Origin of the sequence: Pseudomonas sp. N-137, from assembly GCF_034555295.1 — a bacterium.
Taxonomy (GTDB): Bacteria; Pseudomonadota; Gammaproteobacteria; order Pseudomonadales; family Pseudomonadaceae; genus Aquipseudomonas; species Aquipseudomonas rhizophila.
In genome coordinates, this window is sequence record NZ_JAXUDQ010000030.1 from 427,821 (window position 1) to 444,868 (window position 17,048).

Sequence of the window (17,048 nt, forward strand, 5' to 3'; positions counted from 1 at the left end):
TGCCGCTGCGCAGGCGGCTTCTTGCAGGCATCCGCGTATTCCCGCTGAATGCCCCTGAGCGCCCGTTACACCGGTTTTGAATTCAGACTCACACTCCAGACACAGTGTTCTATGCTGCTATCAAGTCCCGCGTAGTGAACGACCGTTCACTGCGGCTCTGTATCCGGCCTTTACCCTTGCCAACGGACGGCGCCTGATATGAACCAGCTGACAAGTTATACCGACACCAACGACCAGTTGAATCAACGCATCTTGAACAACCTGGAAGCGGGGCGGCCTGGCGGTCTGAAAGTAGATCTTTATCTGGGCGACCAACCTACGCTGGATCTGACCACGAATAACCTGACGCTTTTATCGAGCCAGCAATACCCTTACACAGCCCTCGGAACGATAGGCATACGAAAGTTGCTGGATCCACCCGAGAGTAGCCTGATCAGCCAGATTGTGAACCGTCACACCGTCCTTCCGAGCAATTCCAGCGCCGACCAACTCGTTCTACTCGACATGCAGGGCCAACTTGAAATCTCACAGGCACTGAGGCGGGATGCGCGTCATACCCAAGGTAGCGCCCATAGTCATCCGCTGTTCGACTCAACTAATCAGCATGTGCAGTGGATTCGGACGCATCGTGCGCAGATGTTGCTGGCATTCGAGGATATACGGCAGCAAGGGATCGTGCGTCGGCAGGCAAAAGAAGCGTGGGATCACTACGACGCCGTTTCCAGGCTCGACGCCACGACCAGGGAAGCGGTGAACACCTGGCTTCGGGGGGAGGATCACAGCCTCGGCTGGGACCGGTTCAAAAGAAACGATGTCAAATCTGGAAATCGCTTGAGCACCCACTACACGAACCTTCGTGGAGATCTGAAGACCCCGCAGTCTATAACGTCGGCCCGCGGGGAATATGCAGCAAGCAAACTCCTGATCACCGCGTATGGCACGGACTACCAGATGAAAATGGGGAAGTCCGCAAACGGGATGCGCCCCAATGGAATAGACCAGATTTGGGTCAAACGGGACATGCGCACAGGCAACGTAATTGAGTACCTGATTGTTGAAGCGAAAGGAAGCGTCAACGCGACACTGGGTCATCCCAGCACCGGCCAGCAAATGTCACCCAAATGGTTGTTCTGGTGCCTTATCAATATGGCAAGCAAAAACGCATCGTACATAGGGCCTGAAACGAAGACGGATTTACCTGTAAAAATCCTCAACGCATTAATCAACCCAGGGGGGATTCCCGTTCGAGGCATTGTCTTTCACTCGCTCCACGGATCGGCAAATGAAAGCAAGGTCGTGCAGATGAACGATATCGGACTCTACCAATTCGCGTCTGCATTCGAGAACGCATCGAAGGGGGGCGGACTATTCACCAACGCGCCTACACAACAGTACATCGCGTTTAAGTGACGAGGGGCGGCTCACTTTCGGCTGCCCCTCACCCATTCAACGACATCGGCCTATGGCCCCCGATGGCAGTTGCAAATATTGTTTTCGTGTAGCGGCCGCCGCCTGTTTGGATCTAAACCTGCGAGCGAGCAGAGGCCTGGTCGCGGGTTTTCCAAAGCGATAGCAGCACACCGCCCAGCAGCAAAGCCAGGGTCACGCTCAGGGAAATCACCGGCGCAATCTTGCCGATGATGCCGACCAGGAAGATCTTGCCGCCGATAAACACCAGCACAAGCGCCAGGGCGTACTTGAGATAGGCGAAGCGGTGAATCATCGCCGCCAGAGCGAAATACAACGCACGCAGGCCAAGGATGGCGAAGATGTTAGAGGTGTAGACGATGAAGGGATCCTGGGTGATGGCAAAGATCGCCGGCACGCTGTCCACAGCGAACACCAAGTCGGCACATTCAATCAGCACCAGGGCCAGGAACAACGGCGTCACCCAGAGCACGGACTTCCCACTGGCATCCGCCTGACGGACGAAGAAGCGCCCTTCATGCAAGCGATCAGTCACCCGCATGTGCTTGCGCAGGAACTTCACCAGCAGGTTTTCACTAAGGTCCGGATGGTCATCGATCTTGCTGAACAGCATCTTGGCCCCGGTCAACAGCAGGAAGATGCCGAACACATAGAGAATCCAGCTGAACTCGGCGATCAGCGCCGCACCTAGGCCAATCATGATCGCGCGCAGCACTATCACACCGAGAATGCCCCAGAACAGCACCTCGTGCTGATACTTACGCGGGATTGAGAGAAAGCTGAAGATCATCGCCATAAGAAATACGTTGTCCATCGACAACGATTTCTCGATCAGAAAGCCTGTGTAGAAATCCATCCCGGCATCACCGCCCTTGACCTGCCAGACCCAGAGCCCAAACAGCAAGCTGGCCGTGATATAGCCAGCAGACAGCAGCAGGCTTTCACGCACGCCGATTTCTCGATGCTCGCGGTGTAGCACCCCGAGGTCGAAGACCAACAGGCTGATAACGATGCTGATAAAAACGAGCCACAACCAAGTGGCGGTGCCGAGAAACTCGGCAAAAAAGAACGGTTCCAGGGCAGTCATAAGCCCCTCCTCTCAGTGTCGAAGTTGTACAAACTGCAACTCCGACATGGCAGCGATTCGCTGTCAGAGGGGCCCGGCGTTGTGGGAAAAAATTTAGAGAGACGCGTGGGATTTCTCAATCAGGCAAGGGTTGCAAGGTATTTCAGTGTGGGAGGGCGTCGCTGAAGTCGGAATGTCGATTGAGGGAAATTGAAGAAACCCTGCGTCCATCATCGCAACCTGCAACCGTCAGCCCTGGAACAAAGGTAAATTGGTCGTGCAGAAACCCCGCTACGACTGAGAGATATCTGGGCCATCCGAGTAAGGCTTCAAATTGCAGAAAAAACTCCGGATCTGGCTCTCTTCGATCTGGCCATCGACAGCAAGCTTCGAGCTTGCAATTTAACCAAGCTCGGCGTGCGCGACGTTGCCCATGGCGAGTACGTATCATCACGAGCCATGGTGATGCAGCAGAAAACGCAGCGGCCAGTGCAGTTCGAGATCACTGAGCAAACACGGTCCGCTCTCACGGCCTGGATACATCAGGCCCATCTACGCAGCGAAGACTGCCTTTTTCCTAGCCGGCTACATACCTCAAACCATCTATCCACTCGTCAATACGCTCGTATCGGCAAAAAAAATGGGTGAAAGCCGTTGGCCTTGAACCAGCCATGTATGGCACTCACACGATGAGACGTACGAAGGCATCGCTCATCTATCGCAGGACGAAGAACTTGCGGGCGGTTCAACTGCTGCTCGGCCATACGAAGCTGGAGAGCACCGTTCGATATCTGGGGATTGAGGTCGATGACGCCCTGGAGATGGCTGAACAAACTGAGATATGACCATGCATGGCGACGGTCGAAGTCAGGTTGTCGCTAACCGGCCGATTCTGTTGAAAAAGTCGGCTTCGGTTCCCACGGTAGAAAAGTACGCGCCTGAGATTGAAATCTGTGTTTTGCGTAGAAGGTTCAGGACTCGGATTTCACGTAGCAGCGTGCAAAAAAGGTGTTTTCACCCATTAATATTCGAGCATTTTGGGCAAACCGACTTTTTCAACAGAATCGACCCAAAGCGGACATCATTTATCTATGTAGGCGGACTCACCTGGCTTCTACAAGGTGTTCCTGCACAACATATCATCCCCAAGTTTCTTTGAGCACCGAGCGAAAAAGTTCGGAAAGCAATGGTTCAACTTCTTTACGTTCGCTACGGGTCGGCTTAATGGATTCGAGTCTATTGAGCTCACGCTCAATGAATTGCTGGATGGGCGTGATCTGAGGCGATAACCCCATTTCTGGAGACTCACGCTTGACGGCAAGCAAGTCATCAATGGTCCGCTGGAATTCGGGCTCCCTTTCGATGACACCGCGCAGCTTGTCAAACTCTATAGGAGCAGGCGTTTCAAACTGCTCTAGCCACCGTATCGATAACAAAGGACGCAGTACATAAAAGTATTTTTTCAAAGGGACATAAGGTGCCTGCAAGTACCCCCTGTAGTTGGTTTTAGCCATGCTGCGATAATGGTAGATGCCGCTTTCTACCGAATACACCTGCGGCAGTAACTCCTTGGCGCGCCTATGAAAGGAACCGATATGCTCGTAGATGATGGGCGATTGTATCCACTCAACAAAGCCTGGATTGGACTTCCAAAATAGCCTAAGTGCCTTTCGTAGATCCCAGCCATTGATGTCCATGTCGTCAATGATGGGGTATTCGATGACGTCGCGCTGCTCCTCAAGACCGACAGAGAGATACCACTCAGGTTTATTCACATAGATGAAGCGTGCGTCATAGTCGCTGTTGGGAGAGGCGAACCCCCAAGCACGACTTCCTGATTCAACAGCTAAAAGTATTTTCACATCGTGCTCGTCTTCTGCACGGCGTAGCCGGCCTCTAACTTCTTCCAGAACGTCCATAGAAACCACGAGGGAACTCCAACTAGTGTCATTTAGATTGCACGCTACTTTTCCAGGGGCAAACTGTCCAGTGATCGCTTCTGGCCGGTGAGCGACGGTCTGACTTCGACCGTCGCTATACATGATCAAACCGCGGTCTGTTCCGCCATCTCTAGGGCGTCATCGACCTCAATCCCCAGATATCGAACGGTGCTCTCCAGCTTCGTATGGCCGAGCAGCAGTTGAACCGCCCGCAGGTTCTTGGGCCTGCGATAAATCAGTGATGCCTTCGTACGTTTCATTGTGTGAGTGCCATACATGGCTGGATCAAGGCCAACGGCTTTCACCCAGCATTTCACGATACGAGAGTATTGACGAGTGGATAAGTGGTCTGAGGTATACAGCCGGCTAGGACAAAGGCAGTCCTCGCTGCGTAGCTGGGCCTGATGTATCCAGGCCGCGACAGCAGGCCGTGTTTGCTCAGTGATCTCGAACTGCACTGGCCGCTGCGTTTTCTGCTGCATCACCATGGCTCGTGATGATATGTGGTCGCCATGGGCGACGTCGCGCACGCAGAGCTTGGTTAAGTCGCAGGCTCGAAGCTTGCTGTCGATGGCCAGATCGAAGAGAGCCAGATCCCGAGTTCTTTCTGCAATTTGAAGCCTTGCTCGGGTGGCCCAGATATCTCTCAGTCGGAGTGGGGTTTTTTGCCCGACCAATTTTCCTTTGTTCCAGGGCTGACGGCTGCGGGTAGCGATGATGTTCATGACATGTCGTCCATGTGTGGAAGGACAAGGATGGCTAACCAGAGCGGTCGCTAACCGGCCAGAAGCGGTCATATAGAATGCCGTAACCCATCATCAATTAAATGCAGCCGACGCCATGCCCCAGCCCACAAGCCATCTGTTTGCTTATGTAAGGACAGTCAGTGATTTCCGGCCTGACGTTACCGCTATCGTGCTTTTCGGCCTGGAGGTAAAAGACGATGACCCGGTGTATCTGCTAATACGTTTTGAGGACTACGGAAAACTCCAGATTGAAGGCGACCACTTGATACTTGGATTGGATGAGGCACTGGAAAGCGCTGAGTTCGAGTACGGTATTTTGCCAAATGATTGGCGAGTGATGAGCGAGGCGGAAATTCAGCGAATCGATTCGAACATCCGTTCTAGCGATTTACCCGTTTAGGGTCGGAAGCGGATTCTCACGAAGGGCTCCTCTTGGCCGATTACGGCCTTTCGCGCCGGACAGCCATCGTCGGACAAGCTATATAGCAGAGGGAAATCGGCAAACCGTCCGCCCGCCATACTACCGCTCACCAGCCTATCGACGCGTTGAGGTGCCTGCTGTGCGCAACCAGCGGCGGGTGGCGCGTTGCTGGCGGGTCTGGTGGTGGGTGTTGTGACGCTGATCAGCCACTGGCTTTGTCGGCCAGTTCGAGCCAGCGATTGATTTCGCGCTCACACACGGGGACAAGTGAAATTGGCGAGCTGCTTGCGCATAATTGGCAGCCAGGCTCCGCTTAGAATGTCAGTTCGCACATTGAGTATTGTGGGTCGCGATCTGACCGCTACTGGATTTCATGCCTCAAGTTGAGGGAATCCAGCGCCGTCAGCTCATCAAGTCAAAAGGGAATTTTACTCATGTCAGAACCACGCATTCGTGCCCTCGCGCTCTGTATCTTTCATCATCACGGAAAAATACTGGTTAACCAATTCTATGACTCCGTTGAACAGCGAACCCTTTTTCGCCCTATTGGCGGCGGCATTGAGTTCGGCGAACGAGGTATCGATGCCATCGTCCGTGAAGTGCAAGAAGAACTGGCTCTTTCGATCAGTGATGTTCGATTGATTGGCACTTTGGAAAGCATTTTCACCTACGCAGGTAAGCCAGGACACGAAATAGTCCAGGTCTACGATGCAAGGTTTGATGATGTAGACGTCTATGAGCGATCTTGGTTAGACGGTCATGAAACCAATGGTGATTCGTTCAAAGCCACGTGGTGCCTGGGTTCCAGCTTCACCGCTACGTCTGCGCTAGTTCCTGAAGGGCTTTTCGAATTGCTCAAACAGGCTTCGTTGCTGGACTGAATAACTGTTGGGGGGCGTAAGTGCCCCCACAACAATCCCTGGCGACTAGCCAGGCTTGTGGTTATCCAGTACTCGATTGACCGCTAACTCACCCAACATGATGACCCGCTGCAGCACCAGCATCGTTTGGCGTCGTGGGCCGTCCGTCAAGTCGGTGAGGTCGCTGACCATCACGCTGGCGGATGCCAAGGATTCGCACGCCTCAACGAGCAACGTTTCGTCATCCACCGCTGCGTCGATGGTGAAAATCGTGCTGGGCTTGCGGGGCCGTATCTGCGTTTTCGGCGCCCCCGGGTTCAGGTAGTGCTTGAGTGCGCGGTCTGCCGCCTCTTTCAACTTTTCAGGGTCGAGAGAGTCGCCGTAGAGTACCGAGTCGATATCCGGGGGGTTGGGGGTAACCTTGAACATATGTCTAATTCCAGAGTTGGGGCCGCAACCGTTCTCGACTAAAAGAGGGTGGCGGCTGTACGCAGGTTAGTCGACCGGTGGAATTAGCAAACCCGGCGCGCCCAAGGGCGCCCTGCGCACAACCACCATCAAGTACAGGAATAGAATGACCTGACTGAATGGTACTCATGCACTTTACTAAAACCGACCGAGCGACTAAACCCGACCACTGATGGGCAGTGGCAGGTAAACGATAGGGGCCGGGGGGAAAGCGCACAAGCCGGCGGATTCTGACGCACGCGTAAGTAAGGACGCAAGGTCTCGTAGCCTCTAGGACGTAACGTGGAATGTATTTAAACGTGTCTTCGCCGGATGTGTTTACGAAAATTAAACAGGTCGAGTTTTCTTCGCTCTCATCCTGGGTCGGTATTACTGCAAGCACTGTGCTTTAAGGGCGGAGCCTAACAAACTGCGGACGAAAAAAAACCGGCCACCAAGAGCCGGTTTTTTCATATCCCCCGCCAAAACCACGCGACGTGAGACCAGAATTCGATTGGAGCGGGTGAAGGGAATCGAACCCTCGTTATCAGCTTGGGAAGCTGGAGTAATGCCATTATACGACACCCGCTCAGAGCGGCTGACTTTGTACCAGATGTGGGCGCGGATTTGAAGTTTTTCTTTACGGGCGCAGCGGTGACGCGTCTACGCAAACCTCAAACCAGAGCGGTCGTTCGCGGGCAAGCCCCGTGTCTGTTGGGGCAGAGCGGGGCTTGCTCGCGAGGACTCGGTTTCACATAGCCAGGGCATGGTAGTCCTGCACGTAGTTGTAGCGCGGTCGGCTTTCTTGGTGGGGCTGCTTGAGGAAACCCAGCAGGGCATCACGGCTGTCGCGGCAGGCGGCTTTGTGTTCCATGTCCAGGAAATGCCCCGTGGCTTGCAGCGTGCTAAAGGTGCTGTGTTGCACGTGGTCGGCGAAAACCTTGGCATCGCTGGCTGAGGTGTATTCGTCCCATTCGCCGTTCAGGAACAGCACCGGCACGTTGATTTTTTTCGCCGCGTTGACGTAGCACAACCGGTCGCTGTGGAGCACGTCGTTGATGTGGAAATGCATCTGCCCATATTCGTGCTCGGCCAGGCTGCTGACGTGGCGATAGTTGAAGCGCTTGAACAGCGGCGGCAAGTGTTTGCCGATGGTGCTGTTGACCAGGTGTCCCACGCGGTCGCCGTCCAGGCTGCCCAGGTAATCCACGCCGCGTTCCAGGTAGTCGCGCATCGGTGCATTGAGCACTGGGGAGAACGAGCTGATCACCGCTTTTTCGATGCGCCGTGGACGCTGGGCCAAGGCGGTGAGGGTGGCGGCGCCGCCCCAGGAAAAAGACAGCACATTCTCTGCGGCAAAGTGATCGATCAACTCCAGGAGGATCTGGCCTTCGATCTCTTTGGTCAGCATTTTTTCATGGCGGTTGTGGGGCTTGGACTTGCCCGCATAGGGTTGGTCGTACAGCACGACGTTGAATTGCGGGTAGAGGTTTTTGGCGGTCTGTGCAAACGACGCGGTGGTGGCCATCGAGCCGTTGACCAGGATGATGGTCTTTTGCGCGGCGTCTGCGCGATAGAACTCCGTGTAAACCCGATACTGACCCTGTATATCCAGCACAGCGATTTCTGGCCTCATGTCATAAGACTCCTGGCAAGCGGGTATGCGCGCAATGAGATTGCACGAGCAATGTGACAGGTAGGCATACGCCTGAAAGATAAGGCCCATGTCGATCCACGAAAGCCGGTCGACGGGTATTGTTATGGCGGGCAGTTTGCCGGAGTTAAGAAGGAACCCGAGGAGGCTCCGGCCGGCAAAAAGTTTCTTGGAAGTATGTGGTGACTCATCGGTCACATTTCGGCCGACGGTTTGATTCAAGCAGTGGACCGGCCGTCGCGCAAGTGTTGTTTGACAATTGTCCGACACTTCTGCCGAGCGGTCATACGATCAGATCAGCTGGATCTCTTCAGGGCTCAGGGCGCGGTATTGGCCCGGCTCAAGTTCGGCGTCCAGCAGCAGCGGTCCCATGCGTTCACGGTGCAGGCGCAACACCTTGTTGTCGAAGTGGCCGAACATGCGTTTGACCTGGTGATAGCGGCCTTCAACGATGCTCAGTCGCGCCGATCTTGGCCCCAGCAGTAGCAGTTCCGCAGGCTGGGTGGTGAGGTTTTCGAAAGCGAAGTACAGCCCGCGTGCGAAGGTGACGGCGTATTCGGCGGTGATGAGTTGCTCGGTCTCGACGTAATAGACCTTGGGCAGTTTGGTCTGCGGTTGGGTCAGGCGCCGTGACCAACTGCCGTCATTGGTGATCAGCATCAGCCCGGTGGTGTTGAAGTCCAGCCGCCCGGCGATGTGCAGGTCGTCCTTGTCTGGCTCATCCAGCAGGTCCAGCACGGTGGGGTGCTGCGGGTCGCGGGTGGCGCTGACGCAACCGGGCGGTTTGTGCAGCATGAAATACCGGGGTGGGCGACCGGCCTGCAGCACCTGTTCATCGACTTCGACCCGGCTGAATTCGCGCACCTGTGCGTGAGGGTCGCTGATGATCTGCCCGTCGATCCGCACCCGGCGTTCCACCAACAACAACCGGACTTGTTGGCGATTGAAACGCGGCAGATTACTGAGGAAGCGGTCAAGGCGCATGGGGCAGGTCAGGCAAGAGAGCGAAGGGCAGGCATCTTACGCGATCGGCTGCGGTTTGGCCCGCAACTGGGTTTCGACCTGGGCGCAACGTGGACACAGGCAGGACTGATCGCGCAGCTCGGCCGGCAATGCTTCCAGCACGGCCGGGTCGATGCTCACGCCGTAACACCAGCAGGCGCGGTCGGCGGTTCGTGGGTCGGCCAGGGTGCAGTCATTGCTGGCGCCACAGGCCGGGCACAGGTCAGGTTTATTCATAACTGGAATGAGGCATCTGTACACAGGTTCGGTTGTTCCCGGTTTGCCGGGCGCGTTGCAGCGCATGATCGGTCCGCGACAGCAGGCTGTGCAAGGTGTCTTCACCCTGCAAGGTGGTGAGGCCGATGCTGACGGTGACCCGCAGCTCTTTGCCACTGCAGAAATAACGTTGTTGTTCGATCCGTTGACGAATTTTCTCGGCGATCTTCAGACCGTTCTGCCCGTCGGTGTCCTTGAGCAGCACGATAAACGTCTCGCCACTCCAGCGACACACAATGTCCGAGTGCCGCAGGCTGTCGGTCAAGTCGCGGGCGAACCCGGTCAACAACTGGTCGCTGGCGATGTGACCATGGGTGGAGTCCAGTCGCTTGAACTCGTCCAGTTCCAGCAGCAGCGCCGCCAGGGGTTGGGGTTCACGTTGGGCTTCGTGCAGGGCTTGTACCGCCAACAGGTCGAAGCCACGGCGGTTGGGAAGTTCAGTCAGGCTGTCGAGGGTCGCCTGGGCGTCGATGCGGCGTTGATAGCTGTCAATTAGCCGATAGAGGATTGCCAGGACAGCCAGGGTCACGAGTACGCCGATCAGCAGATTCAAGTAGAGCGTTTTTAGAATGTTGTCGCGTACCGAGGTATGGGCGGCGTAATAGCCCAGCAATGCAATGACCAGGAAACCCGTACCGAGCAGCCCCACCACGAGCAGGAGCGGCTTGCGCTGGGAATACAACGGCGAACGGAGCGACATGGCGATTTCCTTGGCGCAGACCCAATGAAATCAGTTTAGTGGCCTTGTAGGAAAAGGTGCTCGGATTTGCAGGTTTGTAAATTGTGGCAAGAGGATTTATCCCCTCGCCACAGGGTTATGTTTATTGACGGGTATTAAGGTAAGCCCGCCATCCCCCCAAATGGCTGATGTCCTGCGCGCCCGTCAAACCATACGGCTCACAAATGAATCCGCTTTCCCAGCGACCGTTGGCCAGTTGTACCTTGCCCAGCCCAAGCGGCGCGGGGATGCCGGTCAGGAACGAACCGAGTTCGCTGCTCGGCAACTCCCAAACCTCCACCTCGATGGCCACGCCGCCTTCACTGACCCGCAGCATGCCGGGGCGCAGAGGCGGGCCGCCGGCCAGTGCGTAGAGACGGTAATCGGCTGAGCTGTGGGTGGCCTCGATCAGACGGGCTCCGCGTTGCTGGAGCTGCCAGTTCAGCGCCAAACCGTCCAGATGCGCCCCGCACACCACCAGCCGCGCCCGGTCATGGCGAGCCGGGTTGGCCGGCGCCGGCACGGCCGGCGCTTGCTGGCGCTGCAAGGCATCGGCGACGCTTAACAGGTATTGATCGGTGAAGGCCCGACCGAACAGCGTCACGCCCCAAGGCAAGCCGTTAGCCATGAATGCGCTGGGAACAGCGACGGCAGCGTAGTCCAGCAGGTTCATGAAGTTGGTGTAGTAACCCAGCTCCGAGTTGCGCAGCACCGGTTCGGCGGCCAGTTCGGCGAGGGTCACCGGGCGACCGATGGTCGGGGTGAGGACGCAATCGAGCGTTTCCATGACGCGATCGCATTGGGCTTTGAGCGCTTGCAAACGGTACTGGGCACGGAAGGTTTGTACGCCATCCACGGTAGGCGCTTTCGCCAATACGGCGCGGATAACTGGCAGTACGGCGTCGGGCTCGCGCTCCATCAACTCCCCGGCAACGCTGTAGCGCTCAGCCACCCAAGGCCCTTCATAAAGGAGCCGGGCGGCCTCCAGAAACGGGGACAGGTCCAGTTCCACCGCTTCGCCGCCCAGGCCCTTGAGGCGCTCGATGGCCGCTTGAAACAGTTGTGGACCTTCGTGGCAGCCGAAAAAAGCCAGGTCTTGCCCACGAGGCACGCCGAAGCGAAAGCTGCGTGGCGCGCCGAACGCTGAGCCGTCGTTCCACTGCGGGTTGCGGCGGCTGTACTCATCGCGTGGGTCGAGACGGGCTGTCAGCGCCAGTAACTGGCTGGCTTCCCGCGCCGTTGCGGTGAAGGTCGTGACGCAGTCCAGCGTGCGACAGGCCGGCACCACCCCCGCCGTGGAGATCAATCCCTTGGTGGCCTTCAAACCCAGCAGATTGTTCAGCGCCGCCGGCACCCGACCCGAACCAGCGGTATCGGTGCCCAGGGCAAAACTTGCCACACCCAGGGCCACCGCCAGTGATGAGCCGGCGCTTGAACCGCCGGCCGGATAGTCGGGCAGCACGCTATTGCGACAGGCACCGTAAGGCGAGCGGGTGCCGTTGAGCCCGGTGGCGAACTGGTCGAGATTGGTCTTGCCCAGAGGAATCGCGCCCAAGGCCAGTAGCTGCTCGACAAGGGTGGCCGAACGTTGCGGCACGTAGCTGAACGCCGGGCAGGCGGCCGTGGTGGGAATACCTGCCAGGTCGATGTTGTCCTTGATCGCGAACGGCACGCCATACAACGGCAGGTTTTCCAGATCCTGGCCCTCCAGCGCGACGAGGTAAGGTTCCAGCTCCACGGGCGTCAGCAGGTGGATGAACAGGTGGTAGTCCGGGTTCAGCGCCGCGGCTTTTTCCCGCAGGCTCAACAGTAAATTCCGAGGTGTAAGTTCGCCGCTGCGGTAGGCGTCGCGCAGATCGTCCAGGCGTAAAGATGGGGTCATGGCATTAATCCTTTGATTGAGTTCAGTCACGTTCCAGCACCACCACACGTTGTCCGGCGCGCACCGCCGAGCCGGGCTGTACACGAATCTGGCGCACCACTCCGGACACGGGGGCGAGGAGCGGGATCTCCATCTTCATCGACTCCAGAATCACCAGTACGTCACCCGCGCTGACCCGAGCATCCACCTGCACCTGGACCTGCCAGAGATTGCCAGCGATGTGGCTATCGACACTGAGTTGATCTTCGCTCAGCAGCGAATCTTCGCTGGGCGCGGGTGCCGGTTCTTCGCTGTCGAAGTGTGCCTGGCCACTGGCGATCCAGCGCTCGCGCTCGGCATTGAAGGCGCCTTGTTGCTGCGCTCGGAACGCGGCGATGCTGTCCGCCTCCTGCGCCAGGAAGCGCTGGTAATCAGCAAGGTTGAGTTGACCGTGTTCGATGTTCAGGTCGAAGCGGCCCAGCGGGAAGTCCCGGCGGATGCGCAGCAGTTCATCGGCGCTGACCGGGTAGAAGCGGATCTGGTCGAAGAACCGCAACAGCCAGGGTTTGCCGTCGAATGCGGCGACCTCGCGATAACGATTCCACATCTGCAACGTGCGCCCGACGAACTGATATCCACCTGGGCCTTCCATGCCGTACACACACATGTACGCACCGCCGATGCCCACCGAGTTTTCCGCAGTCCAGGTGCGGGCCGGATTGTATTTGGTGGTCACCAGCCGATGCCGAGGGTCCAGTGGCGTGGCGACCGGCGCGCCGAGGTAGACATCCCCAAGGCCCATCACCAGGTAGCTGGCGTCGAACACCGTGCGTTGCACTGCGTCGAGGTTGGGCAGGTCGTTGATACGGCGGATGAACTCCAGGTTGCTCGGGCACCAGGGCGCGTCCTTGCGCACAGTGGTCATGTATTTTTCGATGGCCAGCTGGCAGGCCGGATCGTCCCAGGACAGCGGCAGATGCACGATGCGTGACGGCACCTGCAGATCCTGCGCGGCGCACACCGCGTCCCATTCACCGCTGAGGATCTGCAGTAGTTCGGCCAGCGGCAGTTGTTCGGGTTGGTAATGCACTTGCAACGAACGAATACCCGGCGTGAGGTCGATTACGCCGGGCAACTGTTTGTGCTCCAGCGCCTGCATCAAGGCATGGGCGCGAAAACGCAGCACCAGATCCAGTTCGGGAGCGCCTATCTCCAGCAGCAGGTGCGTGTCGCCGGCCAATCTCGCCACCAGACGGGTATCGTCCTGACCGATATCCAACACCACAGGCGACCCAAACCCCTGTGGGAGCGAGCCTGCTCGCGATGGGGCCAGATCAGACTCCGCATCCACTTCATCGCGAGCAGGCTCGCTCCCACATTGATTCCATTCCAAGGTCAGAGAGCGGGCGGTCTTCAGGTCCACCGGCACAAACTGCACCCTGTCCCCGGCCTTCAGTTGCCCCAGTTGCCAAAGATCCGCCTCGATCACCGTCACCGGGCAGACGAAACCACCCAGGCTCGGGCCGTCGGGACCGAGGATGACGGGCATGTCGCCGGTGAAGTCCACGGCGCCGATGGCATACGGGTTGTCATGGATGTTGGAGGGGTGCAGGCCGGCCTCGCCGCCGTCGGCGCGTACCCATTCGGGTTTCGGCCCGATCAGGCGCACGCCGGTTCGGCTGGAGTTGAAATGCACTTCCCAAGCCGTGTCGAAGAAGGTGTGGATGTAGCGCTCGGTGAAGTATTCCGGCGCGCCATGGGGGCCGTAAATCACGCGGACCTGCCGCACGTCGGGCAGCTCCAGAGTGGGTTCGCTCGTGTGCGCCACGGTCGCGCGCTCGTCCAGGGGCGCCAGGTGCAACACGTCGCCGGTACACAAGGCCCGCCCACCATGGCCGCCGAACTGGCCGAGGGTGAAGGTGCTTTTACTGCCCAGGTAATCCGGCACTTGCACGCCGCCTTGCAGGCACAAGTAACTGCGCGCCCCGGCGCCGGCGATGGTGCCGATCGCCAGGGTGGAACCGGCAGGAATCGACAGGGCAGTGTTCATCGGCACAGCTTCGTCATCGAGGGTCAGCGCAATGACCGCGCCGGTCACGGCCACCCTGGCATCGCAGTTGAAACGCAGCAACGGCCCGCTCATGGTGATTTCCAGCGCCGCGGCGCCTTCTTCATTGCCCAGCAGGCGATTGCCCAGGCGCAGCGAGCGGCTGTCCATCGGTCCCGATGGCGGAACACCCACCGCCCAATAGCCGAGTCGGCCGGGGTAGTCCTGAATGCTGGTCTGGGTGCCGGGGCTGAGCACTTCAAAAGTGTGGGCGCGATAGACCAGCGCCTCAAGGCAGCGAGTCCAGGGCTGGCCGCTGGCAAAGGGTGAATCGAGGAGAATCTGTTGCAGGTAGTCGCGGTTGGTTTCCACGCCGTACAACAGGCTTTCATTCAGCGCTTGATGCAAGCCCAGGCGTGCCTGCTCACGGGTCGGCGACCAACGAATGACTTTGGCGATCATCGGGTCGAAGTAGGGTGGAATCTGGCAGCCGGCCTCGACCCAGGTGTCGATGCGCAGTTGTTTGCCGTCGGCTGGCGGCCATTGCACAGCGGTCAGCAGCCCCGGGCTCGGCTGGAAGTCCCGGCCTGGATCCTCGGCATACACGCGCGCCTGAATCGCATGACCCTGGGCTCGCAACCCCTGGCTCAACTCGCTCAGGGGCGGGAGGTCCCCGGCGGCCAGTTGCACCATCCAGCGCACCAGGTCGACGTTCCACACTTGTTCGGTGACGCCGTGCTCCACTTGCAGGCGGGTGTTCACTTCCAGAAAGTAAAAGCGCCCGGCGTCACTGTCGAACACGAACTCCACGGTGCCGGCGCTGCGGTAGTTGACCGCCTGGGCCAGTTGAATCGCTGCTGCGCAGAGCTCCTCGGCCATACCTTCGGGCAAGTTAGGCGCAGGGGTTTCTTCGATGACTTTCTGGTTGCGCCGCTGCACCGAGCAGTCGCGCACGCCCAGTGCGATCACCTGGCCCTGGCCGTCGCCGAATACCTGAACCTCAAGATGTCGAGCCCGCTCGATGTACTTCTCGATGAACACGCCGGCATCGCTGAAGTTGTTCTGGCCCAGGCGTTTGACCGCTTCGAATGACTCGCTCAACTCGGCGGCATCGCGACAGACACGCATGCCGATGCCACCGCCCCCGGCGGTGCTTTTGAGCATGACCGGATAGCCGACCTGGTTGGCGGCCAGTAGCGCGGCGTCGAGGCTGTCGAGCAGTTCGCTGCCTTCGAGCAGTGGCACGCCGTGCCGGCGAGCCAGGTCGCGGGCGGTGTGCTTGAGGCCGAATACACGCAGTTGCTCTGGCGTCGGGCCGATGAAAGCGATGCCGGCGGCCTCGCAGGCCTGCGCGAAGGCGGCGTTTTCCGAGAGAAAGCCGTAGCCGGGATGGATCGCCGTAGCGCCGCTGCTTTTGGCGATTGCCAGCAGCTTGTCCACCGCCAGATACGTACCGGCCGCCGCACCTTCGCCCAGGCAGTGGGCTTCGTCGGCCTGCAGGATATGCAAGCTGGCCGCATCGGCCTGGGAATACACCGCGACGCCTTCGACCTTCAGCTCACGCAGGGTCCGCAGGATCCGGCAGGCAATGGCGCCACGGTTGGCGATGAGGATTTTTTTGAACATGGCGTAACCCCCTCAGGCATGACTGTCAGCCTGAACTGGGATGCGGGCCGTCCCGCAGTTTTCGATGGCCGCCGGGGTCGTCCCTGGTGGCGAAACCTCCAAACACCCGACTCCCCTGTGGGAGCGAGCCTGCTCGCGATAGCGGTCTGTCAGTTACATCAGTGTTGGATGTGCTGCTGCCATCGCGAGCAGGCTCGCTCCCACAAGGGTTTGAGGGTGTTCATGAAATCAGTGTTTATTTGATGCACTGCCCCGACCGGCTCTGGCACAACGCAAACAGCCAGCGGCGCAGGCGGGTGAGTTTCAGTTCCATATCAAAAGCTCCGCTGGCGTGGGGTTGTAGGCGTTGCACGGGTTGTTCAGTTGCGGGCAGTTGGAGATCAGGACGATCACGTCCATCTCGGCCCGCAGGTCGACGTATTTGCCGGGCGCCGAAATCCCGTCCTCGAACGTCAGGCCGCCGTCGGCGGTGACCGGCACGTTCATGAAGAAGTTGATGTTCGGCCCGATGTCGCCCTTGCCCAGACGACCGTCATGGGCGCAGGCCCGCAGGTAGTTGTCGCGGCAACTGTGCATGTAGCGTTTTTCCAGGGCGTAGCGCACGGTGTTGCTTTCCTGGGCGCAGGCGCCACCGAGGGTGTCGTGGCGCCCGCAGGTGTCTTCAACGATGGTCAGCATGGGCCGGCCGAGGTTGGAATACAGCACGCTGCCGGTGCTCAGATACACGCTGTTCTGCCGGCGCAGGGTGCGCTGCACGTCGTAGCGTTCCTTGGGATTGGCCAGGCTGTAGAACAGCGTATCGACCGCCTGGTTGCCTTCCAGGTCGAGGATGCGCAGGGTCTGGCCGGCCTTGACCTCCACCAGCCAGGGTTCCCCGGCGGGAATGGTGGCGCGGTAGATGGCGGCGTCGGGCTGCTTTTGCAGGGTGGCGATGGCAAGTGACATGGCAGCGATCC

13 protein-coding genes, 1 tRNA gene and 2 pseudogenes are annotated in these 17,048 nt (G+C 58.6%); 4 read left to right on the plus strand and 12 right to left on the minus strand.

From position 1 onward, the window contains the following. The first annotated feature begins 198 nt into the window (after positions 1 to 198). Positions 199 to 1,410 carry a hypothetical protein gene (locus T3A99_RS23050; RefSeq protein WP_047228000.1) on the plus strand — a complete coding sequence of 404 codons (1,212 nt, stop codon included), beginning with the start codon at positions 199 to 201 and terminating at the stop codon, positions 1,408 to 1,410. Positions 1,411 to 1,522: 112 nt separating this feature from the next. Here the strand turns inward: T3A99_RS23050 and T3A99_RS23055 are convergent, their stop codons facing one another. Continuing rightward, the gene (locus T3A99_RS23055) at positions 1,523 to 2,515 is read right to left on the minus strand and encodes a TerC family protein (protein ID WP_076385991.1); all 993 of its coding nucleotides are present in this window, start codon (positions 2,513 to 2,515) and stop codon (positions 1,523 to 1,525) included. Between the two features lie 208 nt (positions 2,516 to 2,723). Between T3A99_RS23055 and T3A99_RS23060 the strand changes: the two are divergent. Next, positions 2,724 to 3,339: pseudogene (locus T3A99_RS23060) on the plus strand (tyrosine-type recombinase/integrase). Positions 3,340 to 3,633: 294 nt separating this feature from the next. Here the strand turns inward: T3A99_RS23060 and T3A99_RS23065 are convergent. Next, positions 3,634 to 4,413: a DNA polymerase beta superfamily protein gene (locus tag T3A99_RS23065; RefSeq protein WP_173407273.1), complete on the minus strand. Its 780-nt coding sequence runs from the start codon at positions 4,411 to 4,413 to the stop codon at positions 3,634 to 3,636. Between the two features lie 125 nt (positions 4,414 to 4,538). Beyond that, positions 4,539 to 5,159 carry a tyrosine-type recombinase/integrase gene (locus T3A99_RS23070; RefSeq protein ID WP_322834829.1) on the minus strand — a complete coding sequence of 207 codons (621 nt, stop codon included), beginning with the start codon at positions 5,157 to 5,159 and terminating at the stop codon, positions 4,539 to 4,541. 115 nt (positions 5,160 to 5,274) lie between these two features. Between T3A99_RS23070 and T3A99_RS23075 the strand changes: the two genes are divergently transcribed. Together T3A99_RS23075 and T3A99_RS23080 are read left to right on the plus strand one after the other, a co-directional pair. Then, positions 5,275 to 5,580: a hypothetical protein gene (locus tag T3A99_RS23075; protein ID WP_322834830.1), complete on the plus strand. Its 306-nt coding sequence runs from the start codon at positions 5,275 to 5,277 to the stop codon at positions 5,578 to 5,580. A gap of 455 nt (positions 5,581 to 6,035) precedes the next feature. Further along, positions 6,036 to 6,482, plus strand: a complete 447-nt coding sequence (locus T3A99_RS23080; protein WP_160891804.1) for an NUDIX hydrolase — start codon at positions 6,036 to 6,038, stop codon at positions 6,480 to 6,482. Between the two features lie 45 nt (positions 6,483 to 6,527). Here the strand turns inward: T3A99_RS23080 and T3A99_RS23085 are convergent, their stop codons facing one another. The 9 genes and pseudogenes from T3A99_RS23085 to T3A99_RS23125 form a co-directional block, all read right to left on the minus strand. Beyond that, on the minus strand, positions 6,528 to 6,890 hold the full coding sequence (locus T3A99_RS23085) for a DUF6124 family protein (RefSeq protein WP_173407270.1): 363 nt from the start codon (positions 6,888 to 6,890) through the stop codon (positions 6,528 to 6,530). Positions 6,891 to 7,423: 533 nt separating this feature from the next. Beyond that, positions 7,424 to 7,497 (minus strand) — tRNA-Gly (locus tag T3A99_RS23090). 162 nt (positions 7,498 to 7,659) lie between these two features. Beyond that, on the minus strand, positions 7,660 to 8,544 hold the full coding sequence (locus T3A99_RS23095; RefSeq protein ID WP_160891816.1) for an alpha/beta fold hydrolase: 885 nt from the start codon (positions 8,542 to 8,544) through the stop codon (positions 7,660 to 7,662). 309 nt (positions 8,545 to 8,853) lie between these two features. After that, on the minus strand, positions 8,854 to 9,546 hold the full coding sequence (locus tag T3A99_RS23100) for a pseudouridine synthase (protein WP_139050925.1): 693 nt from the start codon (positions 9,544 to 9,546) through the stop codon (positions 8,854 to 8,856). 36 nt (positions 9,547 to 9,582) lie between these two features. Further along, positions 9,583 to 9,801 (minus strand): cysteine-rich CWC family protein, encoded by a 219-nt coding sequence (locus T3A99_RS23105; RefSeq protein ID WP_047227993.1) that lies wholly within the window; start codon positions 9,799 to 9,801, stop codon positions 9,583 to 9,585. Further along, a pseudogene (locus T3A99_RS23110) lies at positions 9,794 to 10,411 on the minus strand (GGDEF domain-containing protein); the annotation flags it as partial. The pseudogene T3A99_RS23110 and the gene T3A99_RS23105, both read right to left, overlap by 8 nt. Before the next feature lie 250 nt (positions 10,412 to 10,661). Beyond that, positions 10,662 to 12,440, minus strand: a complete 1,779-nt coding sequence (gene atzF / locus T3A99_RS23115) for an allophanate hydrolase (protein ID WP_322834831.1) — start codon at positions 12,438 to 12,440, stop codon at positions 10,662 to 10,664. A gap of 22 nt (positions 12,441 to 12,462) precedes the next feature. Beyond that, entirely contained in the window at positions 12,463 to 16,092 is a 3,630-nt protein-coding gene (uca, locus tag T3A99_RS23120; RefSeq protein WP_322834832.1) for an urea carboxylase, read from the minus strand. Between the two features lie 303 nt (positions 16,093 to 16,395). After that, positions 16,396 to 17,037, minus strand: coding sequence for an urea amidolyase associated protein UAAP2 (locus T3A99_RS23125; RefSeq protein ID WP_107322078.1), 642 nt, complete (start codon positions 17,035 to 17,037; stop codon positions 16,396 to 16,398). Positions 17,038 to 17,048 lie beyond the last annotated feature (11 nt).